Below are 18,350 nucleotides of genomic sequence, written 5' to 3'. Positions count from 1 at the left end.
TCCGTAAGTTAGAGCACGCCGGCTTCGTTTTTGAGCTTGTCCACCAGTTCGGCGACCGAGGCGACCTTGACACCCGCCTTGCGACCGCCGGGCTCTTCCGTCTTCAACACCTTGAGCCGTGCTGTCGTCGAGACACCGAAATCGGCTGGAGTCTTCTTGTCGAGCGGCTTTTTCTTGGCCTTCATGATGTTTGGCAGCGAGGCATAGCGCGGTTCGTTGAGGCGAAGGTCAGAGGTGACGACGGCTGGCAGCTTGATGTCGATGGTCTGCAGTCCGCCATCGACTTCGCGGGTGACGGTGGCCTTGCCATCGCCGATCTCGATCTTCGACGCGAAGGTTGCCTGGGCGATGCCCATCAGGGCTGACAGCATCTGGCCGGTCTGGTTGCTGTCGTCGTCGATCGCCTGCTTTCCGACGATGATCAGGCCGGGCTGCTCGGCATCGGCAACGCCCTTCAGGATCTTGGCGACGTTCAGCGGCTCGACGGCATCGTCGGTCTCGACCAGAATGGCGCGGTCGGCGCCCATGGCGAGCGCTGTGCGCAGCGTTTCCTCGGCCTTGGCCGGGCCGATCGATACGACGACCACTTCCGTTGCCTTGCCGGCCTCGCGCATGCGGAGCGCTTCCTCGACCGAGATTTCGTCGAACGGGTTCATCGACATCTTGACGTTGGCAAGCTCGACGCCTGTGCCATCCGGCTTGACGCGGATCTTGACGTTGTAGTCGACAACCCGCTTCACGGTTACGAGAATTTTCATGCAATCCTTCCTTCAACTGGTCGCCCGGAAAATGCGCTTTTTAGCGCCAATCCATTTGTCGATTGGCGACATCGATACGCGTTTTTTCTCCAAATACAACGCTTGCCCGCCGCAAAAGGTCGATTTTGCCGGGGTTGCGAAATCGTCGCGGCAGAGCACATGCAGGAACCGTCGTCAGCGGTTCTTGCCCGGTATCCAGAGCACGTCGGCACGACCGTGGTCGTTGGCGTGCCTTGCAGCGACAAACAGGAAATCGGAGAGGCGATTGATGTAATGCAGCGCCGGGGCGCTGACGCGCTCGCCCTCGGTGTGGGACAACTCCACCATCAGCCGCTCCGCCCGGCGTGCGATCGTGCGGGCTAGATGCAGGTGGGCCGCTGCCGCGTTGCCGCCGGGCAGCACGAACGAGGTCAGCGGCTGAAGCTCGACGTTGAGGTAGTCGATGTCGCGTTCTAGCCGCTCGACCTGCGTATCGATGACACGCAGCGGCTCCCATGCCGGAGGCTCGTCGGTTTCCGGCGTCGACAGGTCGGCACCGAGGTCGAACAGGTCGTTCTGGATCGCCATCAGCATCATGTCGAGCACAGGCATGGTGTGGCTGTGCAGCCTTGCGATGCCGATCGCCGAATTGGCTTCGTCAATGGTGCCGTAGGATTCGACGCGCAAATCGTGCTTCAGCCGGCGCGGTCCGCAGACCAGTCCCGTCGTGCCGTCATCGCCTGTCCTGGTGTAGATCTTGTTGAGTTTGACCATGGTTTTCGCCTCAGGTAGGTCGCCCGCCGCCGGTCAGCCACAGGGTCAGCATGATCAGGATGATCGCTACTGCCTGCAGGAGGATGCGCATCTGCATCAACCGGTTGGACAGGCTTGGATTGTCGCCGCGCGTCATGTTGAACAGGCCGCGCACCAGAACGATGGCGACGAGGCCCATGAAGATGATCGCAAGAATATAGGTAAAAGTAGACATCGAACTGATCCTCCCTCCTCAATCGAACCGACGCATCAGGCGGTAGAAGAGATCGGCCGGCAAAAGCCGCTTCAACCACGCTCCCTGCCTGGCAGGGGTCGTTACCAGATAATGCGGGTGAGGCCTCCTCGCCTCCAGCGCATGCTTTAGCACAGAATAAACGGCCTCGGGACCGAGTTTGTGACGATTGATGGGGCCTGTGCCATTCAGTCGCGCCAGCTGCCGGCGGTATTCGGCTGCATGCGGCGAGCCCTCGATATCGATATTGGCTTCAAAGCGCGCCAGCGCCGTCGCCGTGAACTGCGAGGTAATCGGCCCGGGCTCGATCAGGCTGACATGGATGCCCGATCCCTGCAGTTCCATCCGCATGGTGATGCTCAGTCCCTCCAGCGCGAATTTGGAGGCCGCGTAGGCGCCGCGAAACCGGTAGGGGATAAGGCCGAGGATCGACGAGCACTGGACGATGCGACCCTGTCGGCGCCGGCGCATCAGCGGAATGACCTGCCGCGTCAGCTCATGCCAGCCGAACAGGTTGGTCTCGAATTGTTCCCGCAATATGTCCGTTGGCAGGTCCTCGACCGCGCCGGGCTGGCCATAGGCGCCATTGTTGAACAGCGCATCGATGCGTCCGCCAGTGCGCGCGGCGACCGTTTCGACCAGCGCCGTGATGGTTGCGGTCTTTGTGTAGTCCATGACCATCACCTCGATGCCGTCGGCCTCGAGCGGGGCAAGGTCGCTATCTTTCCGGACGGTCGCAAAGACCCGCCAGCCATCGGCCTTCAGTGCCCGGGCGCAATGGGCGCCGATACCGGTCGAACAGCCCGTAATGATGATGACGCGGTGATCCATCATGCAATGATTCCTGTACAAAGCATGTGTCGTTTCCCATATTCGCAGCGACGATACAATCAACTCACCCACGGTCGCCGACCGGGCACTGCGGAGATGGAATGCAGACGGTTCTTCGTACGCTCTACAAGGTGGTCTACGACGCGATCTTTCACTTCATCGAGGACGACGGCTTTGCGATGGCAAGCCACGTCGCCCTGTCGACGCTTCTTGCTGTCTTTCCCTTTCTCATCTTCGGCACCGCGCTGGCGAGCTTTCTCGGTGCGAGCCAGTTTTCCGGCACGGCCATCCACCTGATCTTCGACACCTGGCCAGAGACCATTGCCAAGCCGCTTGCCGACCAATTGCTGCAGGTGCTGACGATCCCGCGCGGCGGACTGCTGACCGTCTCCGTGCTGGCCGCCGCCTATTTCGCCTCGAACGGCGTCGAGGCGCTGCGCATCTCGCTCAATCGCGCCTACCGCGTGCCGGAAACGCGGCCGTGGTATTTCACCCGGCTCGCCAGCCTCGGCTATGTGCTGATTGCGGTGCTGATCTTTGCGGCGATCAGCATCCTGCTGCTGGCCGTGCCTGTGGTGCTCGACTACATCCGGGTCAAGCTGCCCTGGCTTGCCGATACGCTGGATATCGTTGCGAGCTGGCGTATCTACGGCACGCTGTTTGCGCTCACCGCCGGGTTGCTGATCGTCCATCTCTGGTTGCCGGCCGGGCGGCGCAAGGTGCTGGATGTCGTTCCGGGTGTGCTGCTGACCCTTCTGTCGTGGCTCGCGGGTGCGCTGATCTTTGCCTATTATCTGCAGACCTTCGCCAACTACACCGCCACCTATGCGGGCCTGGCGTCTGTCATGATCGTCCTGGTGTTTCTCTATATGGTCGGGGTGATCTTCATCATCGGTGCCGAGATCAATGCTGCGTTGATGAAATTCCGTGTCCGCCGGATGATTGCGCGCAATTACTACGGGCTTGATGCCGGCGGTGCCTCAAAGCCCGATCCGTCGGCGGATATCCGCCGGTGACAGGCCTTCCTCCCTGAGGGCTGCCAGCCCGACGGCGCCGAAGCTTTTTGAGAGCTTCCGTCCATCGGGATCCGTAATCAGCCGATGATGATGGTAGAGCGGCTGCGGCAGGTCGAGCAGGGCCTGCAGCAGGCGGTGGGTGGAGGTCGCGGCGAAAAGGTCGAGACCGCGCACCACATGGGTTATTCCCTGCGCGGCATCGTCGACTACCACCGAGAGGTGATAGCTGGACGGCGCATCCGACCGCGACAGGACGACATCGCCCCAGGCGCCTGGCTCGGCCGCGATCTCGCCGCGCCGGCCGTCGCCGCTCTCCATCCACGACAGCGTCTGCGGGACGGCGGCAAGTGCCTTCGCCATGTCGAGCCGCCAGGCATGTTTCTCGCCGGCGTCGATCCGGCGTCGACGTTCGGCGTCGCTGCGGTCGCGGTCGTCTGCCGGATAATGCGGCGCGCCATCGGGATCGCGGGGCCAGGGCAAGCCGGATTGCTGGGCCTCACGGACCCTCTGGCGGACCTCGCCGCGCGTCATGAAGGCGGGATAGACGAGGCCGCGCCCGATCAGCGTGGAGAGGGCGCTCTGGTACTTGTCGAAATGCTCCGATTGCCGGCGCACCGGTCGCTCCCAGTCGAGCCCCAGCCAGTCGAGATCCGAGAGGACTGCGGCTTCCAGCTCCGGCGTGCATCGGGCGAGGTCGATATCCTCGATCCGCAGCAGGAAACGGCCGCCGACATCCTTCGCCATATCGTGGTTGAGGATCGCCGACAGCGCGTGGCCGAGATGCAGCGGCCCATTCGGGCTTGGCGCAAAGCGGAAGGTCGGCTTTTGACGGGGCGGGTCGATCATGCTTTCTTCTGCCACGATTTTCGGGCTTCGGCCAACAGGAGTGAGTACATGCGTATTATCCGCGACGCCGGCGACATTGCGGAGGGCCTGGAGGCGTTGCTCGATATCGACCCGCGCCTGCGCCCGATCGCCGCACTGTGCGGCACTCTGCCGTTGCGGCTGAGTGAACCCGGTTTTGCCGGACTGGCTTATGTCATCGTCTCGCAGGCGGTGTCGCGGGCGAGCGCCGAAGCGATCTGGGCCAGGATGTGTGCGGCCGGAGGGCCACCGCGCGCCGAGGCCTATGTGTCACTGGCGCCCGATGCCTGGCGCGAGTTCGGTCTGTCGCGCGGCAAGGCGGAGACGCTGTCGAGAGTGGCAGCAGCTGTCGTGGAGGGCCGGATAGACCTCATGGATCTCGGTGCGAAAAGCCCGGAAGAGGGGCTTTCCAGGCTGATGGCGGTGAAGGGTATCGGCCCTTGGACGGCGGAGGTCTACCTGATGTTCTGCTGCGGACATGCCGACCTGTTTCCGGCGGGCGACGTGGCGCTGCAGGCGGCAGTCGGCATGGCATTCGGGATGGAAACGCGCCCGTCGGCCAGGCAGGTGGTTGTGCTGGCAACGGCGTGGGCGCCGTGGCGGTCAGTGGCGGCACGGCTTTTTTGGGCATTTTACGCGGTTCGCACGGCGCGTGTCGCGCTGCCCGTCGGGTGATCGGCCAATGGATGCCAAAAATGCTGCTCTGCACTGAATTTATTGGACTTCACATTCCTGTAACAACAGGCCTAATATGGTGCTGCAGATGAATCGACCGGGAGGATTTCCTTGACGATTGCAGTTTCGCCCCAGGCCTTGCCGGCGCTCGTCCTGAACGCTGACTACCGGCCACTGAGTTATTATCCCTTGTCGTTGTGGTCCTGGCAGGACGCGATCAAGGCCGTTTTCCTAGACCGCGTGAATATCATCGCGGAATACGACCACTCGGTCTCTTCGCCGAGCTTCTCCATGCGTCTGCCGAGCGTCGTTTGCCTGAAGAGCTATGTCCAGCCGTCCCGCAATCCGGCCTTTACGCGCTTCAACGTTTTCCTGCGCGATCGCTTCGAATGCCAGTATTGCGGCGCCCATGACGATCTGACCTTCGACCACGTCATCCCGCGCGCCCATGGCGGCGAAACGACGTGGCAGAATGTCGTTGCCGCCTGCTCGCCCTGCAATCTGCGCAAGGGAAGCAAGCTGCCGAAGCAGGCACAGATGTTCCCGGCGCAGAAGCCGTACCAGCCGACCGTGCAAGACCTGCACAATAACGGCCGGCTGTTTCCGCCGAACTATCTGCACGAAAGCTGGCTCGACTATCTCTACTGGGATACCGAACTGCAGCCCTGACGGCTGCGGTTTGCTCACGCCGCCTTGCGGAAGCCGGCAACGGCGATGGCGGCCAGGATGAGGCTGGCAATGACATTCCAACCGGCCATCGAAAGACCGAGCACGCGCAGCGCAGCCACCGAGCACGACGGACCATGCACCTTGTTGAGGCTGCCGAGCACGCCACCGCTGGCAGGCGTCGTGGACGAGAAGGCCGGTCCTGTGCAGGAAGACGGCCCTTCCCAGAAGTTCCATTCGACACCGGCGTGATAGACGCCCATGCCGCCGCCCACCAGCATCATGATGCCGGCCACTGCAAGCAGCGCGCGGGTGAGCCAGGCGGGCATGCCGAACAGTGCGCTCAGCGCTGCGAGAATGGCGACGGGGATGCCATAGTAGTAGGGCAGGCGCTGCATCAGGCAGAGTTCGCAAGGGGTATAGCCGCCGATATACTGGAAGCCGAGCGCCGAGCCGACGGTGGCCGCCATGCCGAGTGCCAGAAGTGCTGCGTAACCGAATGCGGGGCGGGCGGGGTTGATCGTCTCGGTCATGGCATGGCTCCGGGGTCGTTCAGTGCGTCAGGAAATGCAGGGCGATATAAAGCAGGATCAGCACAGCCGCGACGGCGCCGGCAATCAGGCCCAGGCGTTTTTCGATGAAATGGCGGATCGGCTCGCCGTAGCGCTGCAGCAGCCAGGCGAGAAAGAAGAACCGGGCGCCACGGGCAACGATGGCGGAAATGATGAACAGGCCGAGATTGATGTTGGCAACGCCCGACAGGATGGTCACCACCTTGATCGGCGGCAGATGAGCGAGGCCCGAGGTCACCAGCAGGAGGACGACGGTCTCGTAGGTGATGCCGTTGCGCAGCTTGTCGAAGGCTTCGAGCTTGCCGTAGAATTCGAGGATCGGCTTGGCGACGGTCTCGAAGGCATAATAGCCGATGGCCCAGCCGGCGATCCCGCCGAGCACGGAGGCGACAGTCGCGATCAGCGCATAACGATAGGCGCGATTGGGTTTGGCGAGCGTCATCGGCAGCAGCATCACGTCGGCCGGCACAAGGAAGACCGAGCTTTCGACAAAGGCGATCACTGCGAGCCAGATTTCGGCTGAGGGCCGGCCGGCGAGCGACATGGTCCAGTCGTACAGTCTGCGCAGCATGCTTTCCCTTTCCCGGTTGCAGTGCAAGAGCTTTAGGGGGCTCGACCGGGGCTGTAAATGGCGCCGGCGCCGGCTTCTACCTGCCCTGTGCAAAATTTTCGTGATGGCGTCGAGGCCGGGCGCTGTCGCAAACTTGTCACGCCGGGCCTAATCGCGCTGCAGCGGGCGGCAGCTTCGTGTCTGCTGCATTGCAAATCCACTTTTACGGCGCACACTCTTTGCAAAGCGATTCTGTGGAGCAGGCCATGAAGCTTCTGGTGATCGAGGGTGGCAGGAGTGCAGCGCGGCTGATGGCGCCAACGGTGCGGCCGACTGCCGCCGATGTTCATGCCGAAGCCAGGCGGCGCATCGGACTGGCCGGCTACGACACGTGGCGCATCCGCGAATTCGCCACGGGCACCGCAATGCCAAAGGCGCTGCGCTATCTCCAGATGCAGATCGCCTATGCCGCAGAAACGCTGGCCCGGCTCGAGCGCATTCCCGACGATTTTCGCTCGGACGTCTACTGGCCGCTTGGCTGAGGCGGGTTGAATCTGCGTGGTTATCCGATGTCGGCCGCTGGAAAGCTGATGCCGACGGAATCGATGCGACGCCATTTGACGGTGGCATCGAAGCTGCGTCCATCGGACAGCAGCAGTTTGAAGGTATCCGGTATGGAGACGGCGTTCTGCACCTTCAGCCGCGCACCGGCCGGCGAAATGTCCCTGACGATGCAATCAAACACGGAATAGCCGCCGTCCAGGACAATTTTCGCCCCTAGGAAAGACCGTGATCGAACGTTTTCTCGATTTTGCAAGACGGGCATCCTGAAGCCGGGTTCGTGGCTTCGATCTAACGGACGAAAAGATTGACGGTATATGAAAGCCGATGCTGCAAGTTTTCGTAAGGCAAAAATTGTAGGGTGGGTGGAGCGGTTCGGACTCTGTATATGCCAACCGGGTTGTCTGCTGAGAGGGCCCAGGCAGATAGACCTGATCTTTGGAGACGGCGCGCGGCATATGCGCAGCAAGCAATCAGTGCCGTTTACAAACCCGGTCTGCCCTGATGCACTACATCCGAGGGCTTCAGGCGGTCGCCTTTTTTCGCGACAGGCTTCGTATTGACGGGTTCGTCGATCGAAGTGCGATAATCATCGGCACCCTTAAGGTACAGATAATAAGCCAGCCCTCCAAATGCCGCAGCACTGAGACAAGAGATCAAATAATACATAACGACTGTTCGGAGCATGCGGCGGCGTTACAGCAAGATCAGCCCACCGTCGACAATAAATGTCTGTTGGTCATGCAGTTCCATCAATATGGAAATGACGTTTGTCAGGTGACGTGGCATGGAGTGCCGGAAATTCAGCAGATTTTTCTGCGCTATGCAGCGTGCGTTGGGGGCTTCAATGCACAAATTGCTTATGAGTTTCGCTGCTTTGGTAGTTTTTGCAAATTCAGTTGCCGCGTATGAGATAGGTACAAAAGCCAACGGCTACTATTTCGTCTCGCCACCCAGCCCACCGGCATACAAGATTCAGATTTCATATTGCCTTTAGATCCTGCGGATTCTAAGGGCAGTCCATTGGTACGCCCTTCGACGAGATGAACGCGCCAGATATCATCTTGGCAGGCAGTCGCCAATGACGTCGCGGAGGCACTTATGCTCCATGTTAAAAGCGCATGGAGTGTATCCTCGTTTTTATTTGAGGAAGTGACAATGGCAATACGATGCACCGCTAGACTGAAAGCGACCTTGTTCGCGGTAGTTGTCCTCGTCGCAGTGCAACCTGTCTCCACTGTCGGCGCAAATGCAGAGGACGCCGTGCCTTCGTCGTCCGCCCAAGTTCAACCAAAGCCTGTAGCTGATATTTGCACTGAGGTCAGTGACGCGTTTCTAGCAACTTTCAGCACGCCTCGTTTTAGTTACAGGATAAAAGCTGCCAATGACGAAAAATTCCACGTTATCAGAGAGGAAGTTAGGATTGTCGACAACGTATTGTTTTTGCAACGACCCAGCGGCGAGTGGGGCCGCCATGAACTTTCGTTGCCGCTGTCTTCCCTCTCAGCATTTCATGTGTGTGTGCGACAGTCCACCACTGGAGGAAAAATTCACTATTCAGCTTGGTCAACTAGCGAAGGGGCTATGGTGCCTATTGAACTTTGGGTTTCAACCGAGACAGGAAAGCTTCTAAGTACTCGAAGAAATTACAGCGCAACTGGTCAGATGTATCATGCTCGGACAGTAGAGCAGGACTTTGATTATGCGCTTTCGAGCGCTGCAACACCTAAGCATTACACGTTGGAGTTACCGTTCTTAGGAATTTGGGCCGCTGATGGCGATTTGCGTTGAATTGAAAAGCCCAACGGCAGTCATGTCCCAAGGGATGCCCGCATCGCCGAAAGCTTATCCTTCAGAAGCGCCGCTTCCATACCTCTCTAAGTACCCGTAGGACGAATTAGCTTAATGATTTCAGTGTTTCTAGTAGGTCTCGGGTAGTCCGTGGTGCCCCATGCCGGAGTCGAACCAGCACTTCTTGCGAAACTCGATTTTGAGTCGAGCGCGTCTACCAATTCCGCCAATGGGGCAACGGATACCGACGAGGCGGGTGTCTAACATGCGAGTGGGCGCAGGCGCAAGACGGCGCGGGGGCTCATAGGCAATTTCCGTCGGTGGGCGTTTGCCGGCAGGGCTTGCGGGCCCGGGCAAACGCCGGTGGCGGTGGGTGTCAGTGGGCAGCGGCTGCGCGGCGGAGCGTGATGCCGGGTTTGCTCAGCGTGATCGCCAGGATAGCGGCCAGCAGGCAGAAGGCGCCGGCGACGAAGAATGCGGGCAGGTAGCTGTCGAGTTCGGTGCGCGAAAGGCCGGCGCCGAAGGCGGCAGTGGCAGCGCCCAGCTGATGGCCGGTAAAGACCCAGCCGAACACCATGCCGGCCTTTTCCGGGCCAAATCGGTCGGCGGCGATCTTGACCGTCGGCGGCACGGTGGCAATCCAGTCCAGTCCGTAGAAGACCGCGAAGATCGACAGGCCGTAGAAACCGAACTGGCTGAATGGCAGGAACAGCAGGGCGAGGCCGCGCAGGCCGTAATACCAGAACAGCAGCCAGCGATTGTCGAAGCGGTCGGACAGCCAGCCCGAGCCGATGGTGCCGAAGAAATCGAAGATCCCCATGACGGCGAGCACGCTGGCGGCTGCGACAGGCAGGATGCCGTAGTCGCCACAGAGGGTGACGAAATGCGTCTGGATCAGCCCGTTTGTGCTGAGCCCGCAGATGAAGAAGGTGGTGAACAGGATCCAGAAGGTCGAGCTCCGCGAGACCTCCTTCAGCACCAGCAGCGGCGACATCAGCATGGCAGCGAGGCTCTTGTCGATCTTCGGTACGGGCGTCACCGTTTCCTCGCCGAAGACCGGCAGGCCGAGGTCGGCCGGGCGGTCGCGCATCAGCGCCATGACGACCAGAGCCGCGACAGCGAGCATGGCGCAGACGAAGACGACGGTGCTGCGCCAGCCGTAGCGCTGGGTCAGCTCCGCCATCAGCGGCAGGAAGACCAGCTGGCCGGTGGCCGAGCTCGCCGACAGCATGCCAACCACGAGGCCGCGATTCTTGGTGAACCAGCGGGCCGAGACCGTTGCTGCCAGCACCATCGCCGTCAGCCCCGTGCCGAAGCCGACGATGATCCCCCAGAAGAGCAGCAGCTGCCACAGCTGCGTCATGTAGAGCGAGCCGATGAAGCCGATGGCAACGGTGACAAGCGCGAAAATTATGACGTTGCGCACGCCGAAGCGGTTCATGAAGGCGGCGGCAAAGGGCCCCATCAGTCCGAACAGCAGAAGGCGGATGGCCAGCGCCGAGGATATCGACGATGTGCTCCAGCCGAACTCGTCCTGCAGCGGCTTGATGAGGACTCCCGGCGCGCCCATGGCGCCGGCGGTGACCAGCATAGTGAGGAAAGTGGCACCCACCACCACCCATCCGTAGTGGATGTTGCGGCGGGCAAGCGTCGAGGCTAGGGCAGTGGAAACCATGGGACTGTTCCAGTGATCGGTGGTCGAAGCATTCGCGTCGCGACCGGGTCTGCGACAATTTCACCCGTCTCCGAGGCAAAGTCCAGCAAGGCTGCAACTTGGCCTTTAGATGACGGGCATCATGTATCTTGCATTGATGATGGTCGTCATGTAAATTGTCAAGCAACGATTTCGATGAGGCAGGCCGATGCGCGTGAGCCGCGAAAAATTCGCTGAAAACCGGGCCCTGATCCTGGAAGCTGCCTGCGACCTGTTTCGCGAGAAGGGTTTCGACGGGATCGGCGTGGCCGACATCATGAAGGCTGCGGGGCTGACCCATGGCGGTTTCTACGGGCACTTCGAATCGAAGGAGAAGCTGGCCTTCGAGGCAAGCAGGGTACTGGTCGAAAAGACCCGGGATCGCTGGCGGCAGATCGTCGAGACAGCCGAGGGCGATCCGCTGGAGGCCTTGCTGCAGCACTACCTGTCGCGCCGTAATCTGCAGAGCCGCGCCTGCGTCTTCGCCTCGCTGACGCAGGAGGTCAGCCGCCAGGGCGCAGGCTTGCAATCGACCTTTTCAGGCGGGCTGACGGATCTGGTCGATGTGCTGGCCGAGATTGTTGCCGGAGAGACGCCAGAGGCGCGTCGCGCCAATGCGCTGGCCACGCTTGCCGCGATGATGGGCGCGGTTATCCTGGCGCGCACCATGGAGGACGGGGCGATGGCCGACGAGTTTCTGACGGCGACCCACCGGCAACTGTCTCGCCAGCAGGTCTAGTTTTGCTCTTGCCGGTCAATCGCGAAAGGCAAGCAGGGCGGTCGATTCGACGATCTCGGTAAATTTGCCATCGGGTGCAGCCTCCGTCAGCGCGGTACGCGCGGCTGCCTCGAAGGCAGCAGCTTCTTCGCCGAGCGCCTGGGGCGAGGTGGTGGACATGGAAAGAGCGCGGCCGACGAGGTCATCGATGCCGATGTGGCGCTCGCGAATGATACCGATGCTCTCGAGATTGTTGAAGACGGAGCGGAGCAGGATGCTTTCGTGCCGCGGCCATTCGCTGCTCTGCCGGATGGCGCTGTCGGCGCTGCGCTCCGGCGAGAATTTTTCGCCAAGCTGCTGGATGATCTTGCGTCCGTCCGGGACCATGGCGAGATGGGTGGCGTGGAACAGCACGACGGCGCCGCCCGGCACGATCAGCCGGTCGAGCGCTTCCAGCGTCGCAGGCCGATCCATCCAGTGGAAGGAGCGGCCCATCACCGCCAGCTTGAGGGGACCGATATCCGGGCCAAGGTCGTAGGACGAACCCTGCCGCACGGTCATCTCGACGCCGGCTTTCCGGGCGCCTTCTGTCGCGGCAGACAGCATCTCCGGCTCCGGATCCATCGCTGTCACCCTGGCGCCCAGGTGAGCAAAGGCGATGCCGAGTTGGGCCGGTCCACAGCCGAGATCGAGCAGCGGATCGCCGATCTGCAGGCCGCAGCGGTTGGCGACGCGGGCAATCAGCGTGTCCGGATAGGGAACGCGGTAGCGCAGATAATACTCGGCCGTGGACTGAAAGCGGCGGGCCTCGAAGGGGACGGTGGACATGGGGGAATCCTCGGATGCCGGGACAGGACGCACGATCCTATAGCCGATCGCCATCTGGCGTCTCATCACATTTGCCCTAGAGCGGGCAGGTGGCCTTTGCCGGAGAGACCTTGACTCGGGCTAAGCCAATTATTTCTTTGCTAAACCGCGCTTATCCCCCTCGCCTTGCTGGAATTCCCAGCGGAGCTGACACGGGAACAAGCGCGGTCATGCCGAAGATATATCACTCGAACCCGGCAATACCGCGCGGCACGTAGGGTGCTTCCAGTGCGGCGATTTCTTCCGCCGTCAGCTTCACCGAAAGGGCTGCAACGGCGTCGGTCAGGTGGTGCGGCTTGGAAGCGCCGACGATGGGCGCGGTGACTGCGCTCTTCTGGGCGATCCAGGCGATGCCGATCTGGGCGCGGGAGACGCCGCGTGCCGTGGCGAGTGCGCCGACGGCATCGATGATCTGCCTGTCGCTCTCGACCGCCTGGTTATAGAGCGTCTTGCCGAACTGGTCGCTCTCTTGGCGGGAGGTGCTCTCGTTCCAGTCGCGGGTGAGGCGACCGCGGGCCAGCGGGCTCCAGGGGATAACGGCGATCTTCTGGTCCTCGCAGAAGGGCAGCATCTCGCGCTCCTCCTCGCGGTAAAGCAGGTTGAGGTGATCCTGCATGCTGACAAATTGGGTCCAGCCGTGCAGCCGCGAGATGTAGACGGCCTTGGCGAATTCCCAGGCGTGCATCGAAGAGGCGCCGATATAGCGGGCCTTGCCGGCCTTCACCACATCGTGCAGCGCCTCCAGCGTTTCCTCGATGGGCGTGACATGGTCGAAACGGTGGATCTGGTAGAGATCGACATAATCGGTGCCAAGCCGGCGCAGGCTGTTGTCGATCTCGTCGAAGATTGCCTTGCGCGACAGGCCGGCGCCGTTCGGACCCGGCCGCATGCGGTTGAACACCTTTGTCGCCAGCACGATATCCTCGCGCCGGGAGAAATCCTTGATGGCCCGTCCGACGATCTCTTCCGAACTGCCGTCCGAATAGGCGTTGGCCGTATCCCAGAAATTGATCCCGAGTTCGACCGCCTGGCGCAGCAGAGGGCGGCTGGCCTCCTCGCTCATGGTCCACGCATGGTTGCCCCGGTCCGGCTCGCCATAGGTCATGCAGCCGAGACAGATGCGCGATACCTCGAGGCCCGTCGGGCCGAATTTGACATAGTCCATGGAGTTACTCCTACGGTGCGTGAATGGGCCCAATGATCTGGCAACGCCCACCGTTGCTGCAGAAGCTAGGCCGCAAGGCTGTCAGGGGATAGGGGGGTCACGCAGAATTGACGACATGGATCCAGCTCCAAGCCAGCATCAATAGGTTCGGTCAAGACGCTAAAAACTCTCTCCCTGGAAGCATCTGCAATTCTTTTAAATTAAAGATTGATTTTTTATCTTGGATCGAACATCGCTGAACGAACGCATAATTCGGGGGAATAAAGTGTATAAGCTATGCTGTATTGCTGGAGTTGTATTTTTGGCTTTGGCGGGTGTAAGCCAAGCCGGCTTCCGGGAGTGGTCGGTGGACAAGGAGGCCGATCCATTTTCCGGTGGCGACAGCGTATCAGTAGGATTCATGACGTCGTTTCGATCCGGCGTCATGTTGCTCTGTGACAGTGCGAAAGAAGGGCTGACCATCCGATCCATTCCCGGTTTCACGTACGATGCTCGACTTGAGGCCTTCAAGCCAACTTTGAAATTCGCATTCGATGGCAAGTTTCTGTTCGATGCTGAAGGCGAGGTTGGCGCGGTAGGAGACAACCTAGCGATTTCCCAAACGCAGATAAAAGGTGAGCAGGCAAAGGAGTTCGTAAAGGCTTTTGCCGCAGCCAAGAAACAGATCGCCATCTCCGACGGGATAAGCGATAAGCCACAGCTTCTTACCGCCCGGGGATCAACGACTGCCGGGCCTGCAATCGTCTCATGCATCGACAAGCAACAGTCCAAATAGGCAAGTCTCGTCGCGCACTCTCGCTCGGTTCGTCGTCCCGACGGACGTCGCTTTTTGACAGCGAAAGCTTTTGCGCTCTGAAGGCATGACGCTCAACCCAAACCTACATCGTCCCCGACGGGGGGGCGCGGTTGGTGATTTGGTTCAGGTTTTCGATGAGCCGGGTCAGCAGATGGACGAATTGTGCGGTTTCTGCCGGGGTGAAGCCTGCCAGAGCCTCGCGGTTTCCCTGATGCAGCGTCTCGATGGCCTCGGGCATCCGCTTTTGCGCGTCGCTCGTCAGCACGATCTGGCTGCTTCGCCCGTCCGCCGGGTCGCGGGTGCGTTCGATCAAGCCGTCGCGCTCCATGCGCGCCAGCATTTGCGCCATCGGCGGTTGTTCTATCCTGGCGAAGCGGGCGAGGTCGCGCTGGGTGTGCGCCTTGCCATCACGCAGTGCCACCAGCACCGGCAAATGGCCGACGCCGAAGCCGAGCGGTTTCAGCCGCGTTTCGCTCAGCCGCGCGAAGGCGCGCGCCGCAAGACCGATGAGATGCCCCGGCGTCGACAGTACGTTTTCATCCATGTCGTTCATTTCCCGACCTTGCTTGACCCAAATATATATGCACGTATATATCTCTTCAGTGGGCTGCCGGCAACATCGATTGACGAGCCCGGCAAGCACTTCAAACCGTTCCGGGGGAAATGACGATGTCAGACAACAACGCCGACCTGATCAGGGGCCTTTACGATCGTTTCAACGCCCGGGATATCGACGGTGTCCTTGGAAAGCTTGCCGGGGACGTTGCCTGGGCCAACGGCATGAATGGGGGTCACGTCCACGGTCACGATGGGCTGCGCGCCTATTGGACAGCCCAATGGGCCGTCGTCAGCCCGCATGTCGAGCCCCTGAAATTTTCGGAGCAGGAAAATGGTGCCGTTGCAGTCGAGGTGATCCAGTCGGTGTTCGATCTCGACGGCCAGCCGCTCCAGGGGCAAACGCATGGTCTCAAGGACAAGACTGTAATGCACATTTTCCGGATCGAAAGCGGCAAGGTAATCCGCTTCGATATTCAGGACGATGTTTGAGCGGTTTATGACGTCGTCGCGCCCGCTGCTTACCGCCTTGTCAGCGACAAGATCCGATCGCGCAGGGCCTTGGCCATGTTGCGGGTGCTGCGATACATGTGCAGTTGTGCGGCGGCCTGGCGGACGTCGCGGTCGCTGTTCTGGGTGAGGCCGATGACCAGCGTGCCCATCTCTTCGCGTTCCCGCCAGAAACGGCTCATGATCGGATGATCGGCAACGGCGCAGGAGTCGGAGCGGACGGTGTTGGGGTCGTCCAGCTGGAATTCGGTGAGCTCGCCCATCAGCAGCTTGCCGGGAGAATAGCGCGCGTAGTCCTCGTTGAACGCGGTTTTCCATGTGTAGGCCTCGCCGCCCATCATCAGCACGATCATCGAGGCAATGGCCTTGCCGTCGAGGTCGATGGTATGGATACGGACGGCGTCGACGCTAGCGAGATTGGAGATCGCCTCGCGGGCAAAGGCCGCGTGATGGCGGTCGAGCACCATGGCGCTGCGCTTCTTGCCCTTCCAGCCGCCGGCTTCCAGAGCCATGAATTCCTCCATCCGACGGTGGATATCGGACGGTTGGCGGGCGACGTTGTAGACGAGTTCGCCGAGGCTCTCGAGCTGCCGCCACTGACGGCGCATTTCCCTCAGATGAGCGGGTGAAATCGCCGCCGCCAGATAATCCAGCGCGTCCTCGGTGCTTTGCAGCATCGGCCGCTCGTAGGCGTTGGCAACGGTGACCGGCAGGTTGCGGCCGATGGCAACCGCTTTCGCCAGGCGGACAAAGGGGCCGTTCAGCCTGACGTCCGGCAGCACCAGCGTCGTCGGCAGCTGCAGCGCGTGCTGGAGCAGGCCTTCGAACAGGTTGTCGAGCGTTTCCGCCGCCTCTTCGCCATCCACCAGCGGCGTGCCGAGCGGGCCGAAATTGTTGGCCCAGACTCGGATGATCGACGGACCGACGGCAAAGCCCGGCTTGTCGACGGAAAACGGCATGAGCAAGCGCATCCGGCTGCTCGTGCTCTTGTTGTCGCGGATGAGCGCCATGCGGATTTGCCGTTCATCGATGCGGGGCATGGCTGGCGCCAGGAAGCGGGCCGAGAAAAAGACGTTCGGCTCCATGGCGCGGTTAGAAAGGAAATCGAGTTCGTCCTGCAGGTCGTAGCCAAGCTTAGCCGGGTAAATACATAGCTCGCGGCCGGGGCGGCCGACATCGGTGCGGGCGTCCGGGCGCGGCAGGTTGTCGAAGTGCAGCGAAGCGAGCTCGTGCATCATCGGATTGACCTTGCCGTCGGTGACATCGTTGAGCGGGGGACGCGCCATCAGGGGAATGCCTTCACAATCATTGTTCTGGTTGGTCGGGCAAAGGCGAACAGCACGATACCGAGCTTCCAGCGAACCGCCAGATGCAGCAATACAGCCTCGACGCCCATGGCCGAGGCCGTAGCGATGGCCGCGCCCTCGATTCCGAGGCGCGGTATTAGTCCCACATTGAGACAGACATTTGCGGCCAGCGCAATGCCGTAAAGCGCAGCACACAGGCGTTGATGGCCTGCCATCATCAGGAGGACCTCGCCGGGCCCGACCAGCGCCTTGGCCAGGATGCCGGCAAGGAGGATCGCCATGACGACCTGGCCTGCCGTAAACGCCGCGCCGAACAGCGACAGCAACTCGCTGCCGGCTGCCAGCACGCAGAGACCGACGACCAGCGCCGGCCAGAATGCCCAGCGGGTCGCCTCCGTGGCAAAGGCGGCAAGCTTCGCCCGGTCGCCCTCCGCAATGATCGCCGAAAACCGGGGGCCGGCCGCAGCCTTGACGGAGAAGTAGACGAAATGCACCAGCGCCATGGTCTTTGCCGCAGCAAAGTAGATCGCTACCTGTTCCGGATCAAGGAACAGGCCGACGACGATCACATCCGAATTGGTGAGGAGATAGCCAACGCCCTCGATCAGGAAGATCGGAAAGGCGACCGCCATCCAGGTCGAAAAGCGGATTTCTCCGGGGCCAGCCGGAACATGGCGACGCAGCCGGATGGTGACGGCCAGATATTGACCGAGCGTCGTTACGAAGGTGGCCGCGAGCGCCGCCTCGGCGGCCGTCACAGCACTGTGGGGGGCACCGAGGATGACAGCGCCGACCATGAAGACGAGGATCAGCGTCGGGCGGACGAGGAAGGTCGGGCTGAGCGCCATGACGGGCCAGTGATTGGCGCGCGACGTGCCGTCGAGAACGTCGCCGAGCGCGATCAGCGGCATGATCAGCAATCCGAGGAAAAGCGGGATGGCGTAATAGGGCGCAATCAAGCCGGCGCCGAAGTGCAGCGCGATCATGCCGGCCAGCGCAAGTCCCCCGGACGATGCCAGCGCAAAGCGGCGCGACGTGCGGGTGAGGCCGCGGATCAGCGCATCGTCGCCGGAGACTTTGTATTGCGGGAGAAAGCGGATGACAGCGGTGTGGAAGCCGATGCAGGAGAGGTTGCCGACGATCACCACCAGCACCCAGACGAAAACGAAGATCCCGTATTCGAACTCGCCCATGGTGCGGGCGAGGATGATCTGCGAGACGAAGGCGAGGGCCGCACTGAGAATGCGGATGATAAAGGCGACCATCGCCATGCGGCGGGAAGCATCTTTTTCGCCACGGCCGGACAGAACAGCAGCCAGCTGCCGCAGCGCCGAGGACAGTTTTGTCCGCACGTCCACAGGCAGCATTTTTTCTGCTGTTTCAACGACAGGCATGATCACACGCAATACTCGGGATACCGTTTTAGACGATCATCATTCTCACCCTGACAGGGTTAAGAAACAGTGCAGC

23 protein-coding genes and 1 tRNA gene are annotated in these 18,350 nt (G+C 61.3%); 9 read left to right on the top strand and 15 right to left on the bottom strand.

Annotated elements, in window-relative coordinates; all coding sequences use genetic code 11:
* Positions 1 to 8 precede the first annotated feature (8 nt).
* From PR017_RS13855 to PR017_RS13840, 4 genes are all read right to left on the bottom strand, one after another.
* Positions 9 to 758, bottom strand: a complete 750-nt coding sequence (locus PR017_RS13855; protein ID WP_111219922.1) for an electron transfer flavoprotein subunit beta/FixA family protein — start codon at positions 756 to 758, stop codon at positions 9 to 11.
* Between the two features lie 174 nt (positions 759 to 932).
* Positions 933 to 1,511: a cob(I)yrinic acid a,c-diamide adenosyltransferase gene (locus PR017_RS13850; RefSeq protein ID WP_111219924.1), complete on the bottom strand. Its 579-nt coding sequence runs from the start codon at positions 1,509 to 1,511 to the stop codon at positions 933 to 935.
* Between the two features lie 10 nt (positions 1,512 to 1,521).
* Positions 1,522 to 1,725: a twin transmembrane helix small protein gene (locus PR017_RS13845; protein ID WP_111219926.1), complete on the bottom strand. Its 204-nt coding sequence runs from the start codon at positions 1,723 to 1,725 to the stop codon at positions 1,522 to 1,524.
* An 18-nt stretch (positions 1,726 to 1,743) separates the two neighbouring features.
* A complete protein-coding gene (locus PR017_RS13840) occupies positions 1,744 to 2,577 on the bottom strand; it encodes an SDR family oxidoreductase (RefSeq protein ID WP_111219928.1) in 834 nt (277 codons plus the stop codon).
* Positions 2,578 to 2,675: 98 nt separating this feature from the next.
* Between PR017_RS13840 and PR017_RS13835 the strand changes: the two genes are divergently transcribed.
* Positions 2,676 to 3,590 (top strand): YihY/virulence factor BrkB family protein, encoded by a 915-nt coding sequence (locus PR017_RS13835; RefSeq protein ID WP_111219930.1) that lies wholly within the window; start codon positions 2,676 to 2,678, stop codon positions 3,588 to 3,590.
* Here PR017_RS13835 and gluQRS read toward each other — a convergent pair.
* A complete protein-coding gene (gene gluQRS, locus PR017_RS13830) occupies positions 3,555 to 4,436 on the bottom strand; it encodes a tRNA glutamyl-Q(34) synthetase GluQRS (protein ID WP_111219932.1) in 882 nt (293 codons plus the stop codon). The two genes, PR017_RS13835 and gluQRS, sit on opposite strands and share 36 nt — an antisense overlap.
* Before the next feature lie 48 nt (positions 4,437 to 4,484).
* On the opposite strand from gluQRS, the gene PR017_RS13825 reads away from it, so the two are divergent.
* Together PR017_RS13825 and PR017_RS13820 are read left to right on the top strand one after the other, a co-directional pair.
* A complete protein-coding gene (locus PR017_RS13825; RefSeq protein ID WP_111219934.1) occupies positions 4,485 to 5,129 on the top strand; it encodes a DNA-3-methyladenine glycosylase family protein in 645 nt (214 codons plus the stop codon).
* A gap of 111 nt (positions 5,130 to 5,240) precedes the next feature.
* Entirely contained in the window at positions 5,241 to 5,798 is a 558-nt protein-coding gene (locus PR017_RS13820; protein ID WP_111219936.1) for an HNH endonuclease, read from the top strand.
* A 14-nt stretch (positions 5,799 to 5,812) separates the two neighbouring features.
* On the opposite strand, the gene PR017_RS13815 is transcribed toward PR017_RS13820, so the two are convergent.
* Together PR017_RS13815 and PR017_RS13810 are read right to left on the bottom strand one after the other, a co-directional pair.
* On the bottom strand, positions 5,813 to 6,328 hold the full coding sequence (locus PR017_RS13815; protein ID WP_111219938.1) for a disulfide bond formation protein B: 516 nt from the start codon (positions 6,326 to 6,328) through the stop codon (positions 5,813 to 5,815).
* Between the two features lie 19 nt (positions 6,329 to 6,347).
* On the bottom strand, positions 6,348 to 6,938 hold the full coding sequence (locus PR017_RS13810) for a YqaA family protein (RefSeq protein ID WP_111219940.1): 591 nt from the start codon (positions 6,936 to 6,938) through the stop codon (positions 6,348 to 6,350).
* A 245-nt stretch (positions 6,939 to 7,183) separates the two neighbouring features.
* Here PR017_RS13810 and PR017_RS13805 point away from each other — a divergent pair, with 245 nt between their 5' ends.
* Entirely contained in the window at positions 7,184 to 7,459 is a 276-nt protein-coding gene (locus tag PR017_RS13805) for a hypothetical protein (protein WP_111219942.1), read from the top strand.
* A gap of 20 nt (positions 7,460 to 7,479) precedes the next feature.
* Here the strand turns inward: PR017_RS13805 and PR017_RS13800 are convergent, their stop codons facing one another.
* On the bottom strand, positions 7,480 to 7,734 hold the full coding sequence (locus tag PR017_RS13800; protein WP_111220051.1) for a PilZ domain-containing protein: 255 nt from the start codon (positions 7,732 to 7,734) through the stop codon (positions 7,480 to 7,482).
* A gap of 248 nt (positions 7,735 to 7,982) precedes the next feature.
* Between PR017_RS13800 and PR017_RS13795 the strand changes: the two genes are divergently transcribed.
* Both PR017_RS13795 and PR017_RS13790 read left to right on the top strand, forming a co-directional pair.
* Positions 7,983 to 8,390, top strand: a complete 408-nt coding sequence (locus PR017_RS13795) for a hypothetical protein (protein ID WP_111219944.1) — start codon at positions 7,983 to 7,985, stop codon at positions 8,388 to 8,390.
* A gap of 189 nt (positions 8,391 to 8,579) precedes the next feature.
* Positions 8,580 to 9,269 carry a hypothetical protein gene (locus tag PR017_RS13790; protein WP_133255585.1) on the top strand — a complete coding sequence of 230 codons (690 nt, stop codon included), beginning with the start codon at positions 8,580 to 8,582 and terminating at the stop codon, positions 9,267 to 9,269.
* A gap of 151 nt (positions 9,270 to 9,420) precedes the next feature.
* Here PR017_RS13790 and PR017_RS13785 read toward each other — a convergent pair.
* Together PR017_RS13785 and PR017_RS13780 are read right to left on the bottom strand one after the other, a co-directional pair.
* Positions 9,421 to 9,505 (bottom strand) — tRNA-Leu (locus tag PR017_RS13785).
* A 140-nt stretch (positions 9,506 to 9,645) separates the two neighbouring features.
* On the bottom strand, positions 9,646 to 10,944 hold the full coding sequence (locus PR017_RS13780) for an MFS transporter (RefSeq protein WP_111219946.1): 1,299 nt from the start codon (positions 10,942 to 10,944) through the stop codon (positions 9,646 to 9,648).
* 187 nt (positions 10,945 to 11,131) lie between these two features.
* Between PR017_RS13780 and PR017_RS13775 the strand changes: the two genes are divergently transcribed.
* Complete coding sequence (locus tag PR017_RS13775) at positions 11,132 to 11,701, top strand: TetR/AcrR family transcriptional regulator (protein ID WP_111219948.1); 570 nt, start codon at positions 11,132 to 11,134, stop codon at positions 11,699 to 11,701.
* A gap of 15 nt (positions 11,702 to 11,716) precedes the next feature.
* Here PR017_RS13775 and PR017_RS13770 read toward each other — a convergent pair whose 3' ends face one another.
* Together PR017_RS13770 and PR017_RS13765 are read right to left on the bottom strand one after the other, a co-directional pair.
* A complete protein-coding gene (locus PR017_RS13770) occupies positions 11,717 to 12,508 on the bottom strand; it encodes a class I SAM-dependent methyltransferase (protein ID WP_111220053.1) in 792 nt (263 codons plus the stop codon).
* A gap of 223 nt (positions 12,509 to 12,731) precedes the next feature.
* Positions 12,732 to 13,712 carry an aldo/keto reductase gene (locus PR017_RS13765; RefSeq protein WP_111219950.1) on the bottom strand — a complete coding sequence of 327 codons (981 nt, stop codon included), beginning with the start codon at positions 13,710 to 13,712 and terminating at the stop codon, positions 12,732 to 12,734.
* 346 nt (positions 13,713 to 14,058) lie between these two features.
* Here PR017_RS13765 and PR017_RS13760 point away from each other — a divergent pair, with 346 nt between their 5' ends.
* Positions 14,059 to 14,487, top strand: coding sequence for a hypothetical protein (locus tag PR017_RS13760; RefSeq protein WP_133255586.1), 429 nt, complete (start codon positions 14,059 to 14,061; stop codon positions 14,485 to 14,487).
* Between the two features lie 103 nt (positions 14,488 to 14,590).
* Here PR017_RS13760 and PR017_RS13755 read toward each other — a convergent pair whose 3' ends face one another.
* A complete protein-coding gene (locus tag PR017_RS13755) occupies positions 14,591 to 15,052 on the bottom strand; it encodes a MarR family winged helix-turn-helix transcriptional regulator (RefSeq protein ID WP_111219954.1) in 462 nt (153 codons plus the stop codon).
* 125 nt (positions 15,053 to 15,177) lie between these two features.
* Between PR017_RS13755 and PR017_RS13750 the strand changes: the two genes are divergently transcribed.
* On the top strand, positions 15,178 to 15,555 hold the full coding sequence (locus PR017_RS13750; protein WP_111219956.1) for a nuclear transport factor 2 family protein: 378 nt from the start codon (positions 15,178 to 15,180) through the stop codon (positions 15,553 to 15,555).
* A 29-nt stretch (positions 15,556 to 15,584) separates the two neighbouring features.
* Here PR017_RS13750 and PR017_RS13745 read toward each other — a convergent pair whose 3' ends face one another.
* Both PR017_RS13745 and PR017_RS13740 read right to left on the bottom strand, forming a co-directional pair.
* Positions 15,585 to 16,859 (bottom strand): GNAT family N-acetyltransferase, encoded by a 1,275-nt coding sequence (locus PR017_RS13745; RefSeq protein WP_425069999.1) that lies wholly within the window; start codon positions 16,857 to 16,859, stop codon positions 15,585 to 15,587.
* Positions 16,859 to 18,274 carry a lipopolysaccharide biosynthesis protein gene (locus PR017_RS13740; protein ID WP_111220057.1) on the bottom strand — a complete coding sequence of 472 codons (1,416 nt, stop codon included), beginning with the start codon at positions 18,272 to 18,274 and terminating at the stop codon, positions 16,859 to 16,861. Before PR017_RS13740 ends, PR017_RS13745 begins: the two co-directional genes overlap by 1 nt.
* Positions 18,275 to 18,350: the final 76 nt, after the last annotated feature.

Origin of the sequence: Rhizobium tumorigenes, from assembly GCF_003240565.2 — a bacterium.
GTDB lineage: Bacteria > Pseudomonadota > Alphaproteobacteria > Rhizobiales > Rhizobiaceae > Rhizobium > Rhizobium tumorigenes.
The sequence above is the reverse complement of the archived record's forward strand: the minus strand, read 5'-3'. Positions and strand labels throughout refer to the sequence as shown.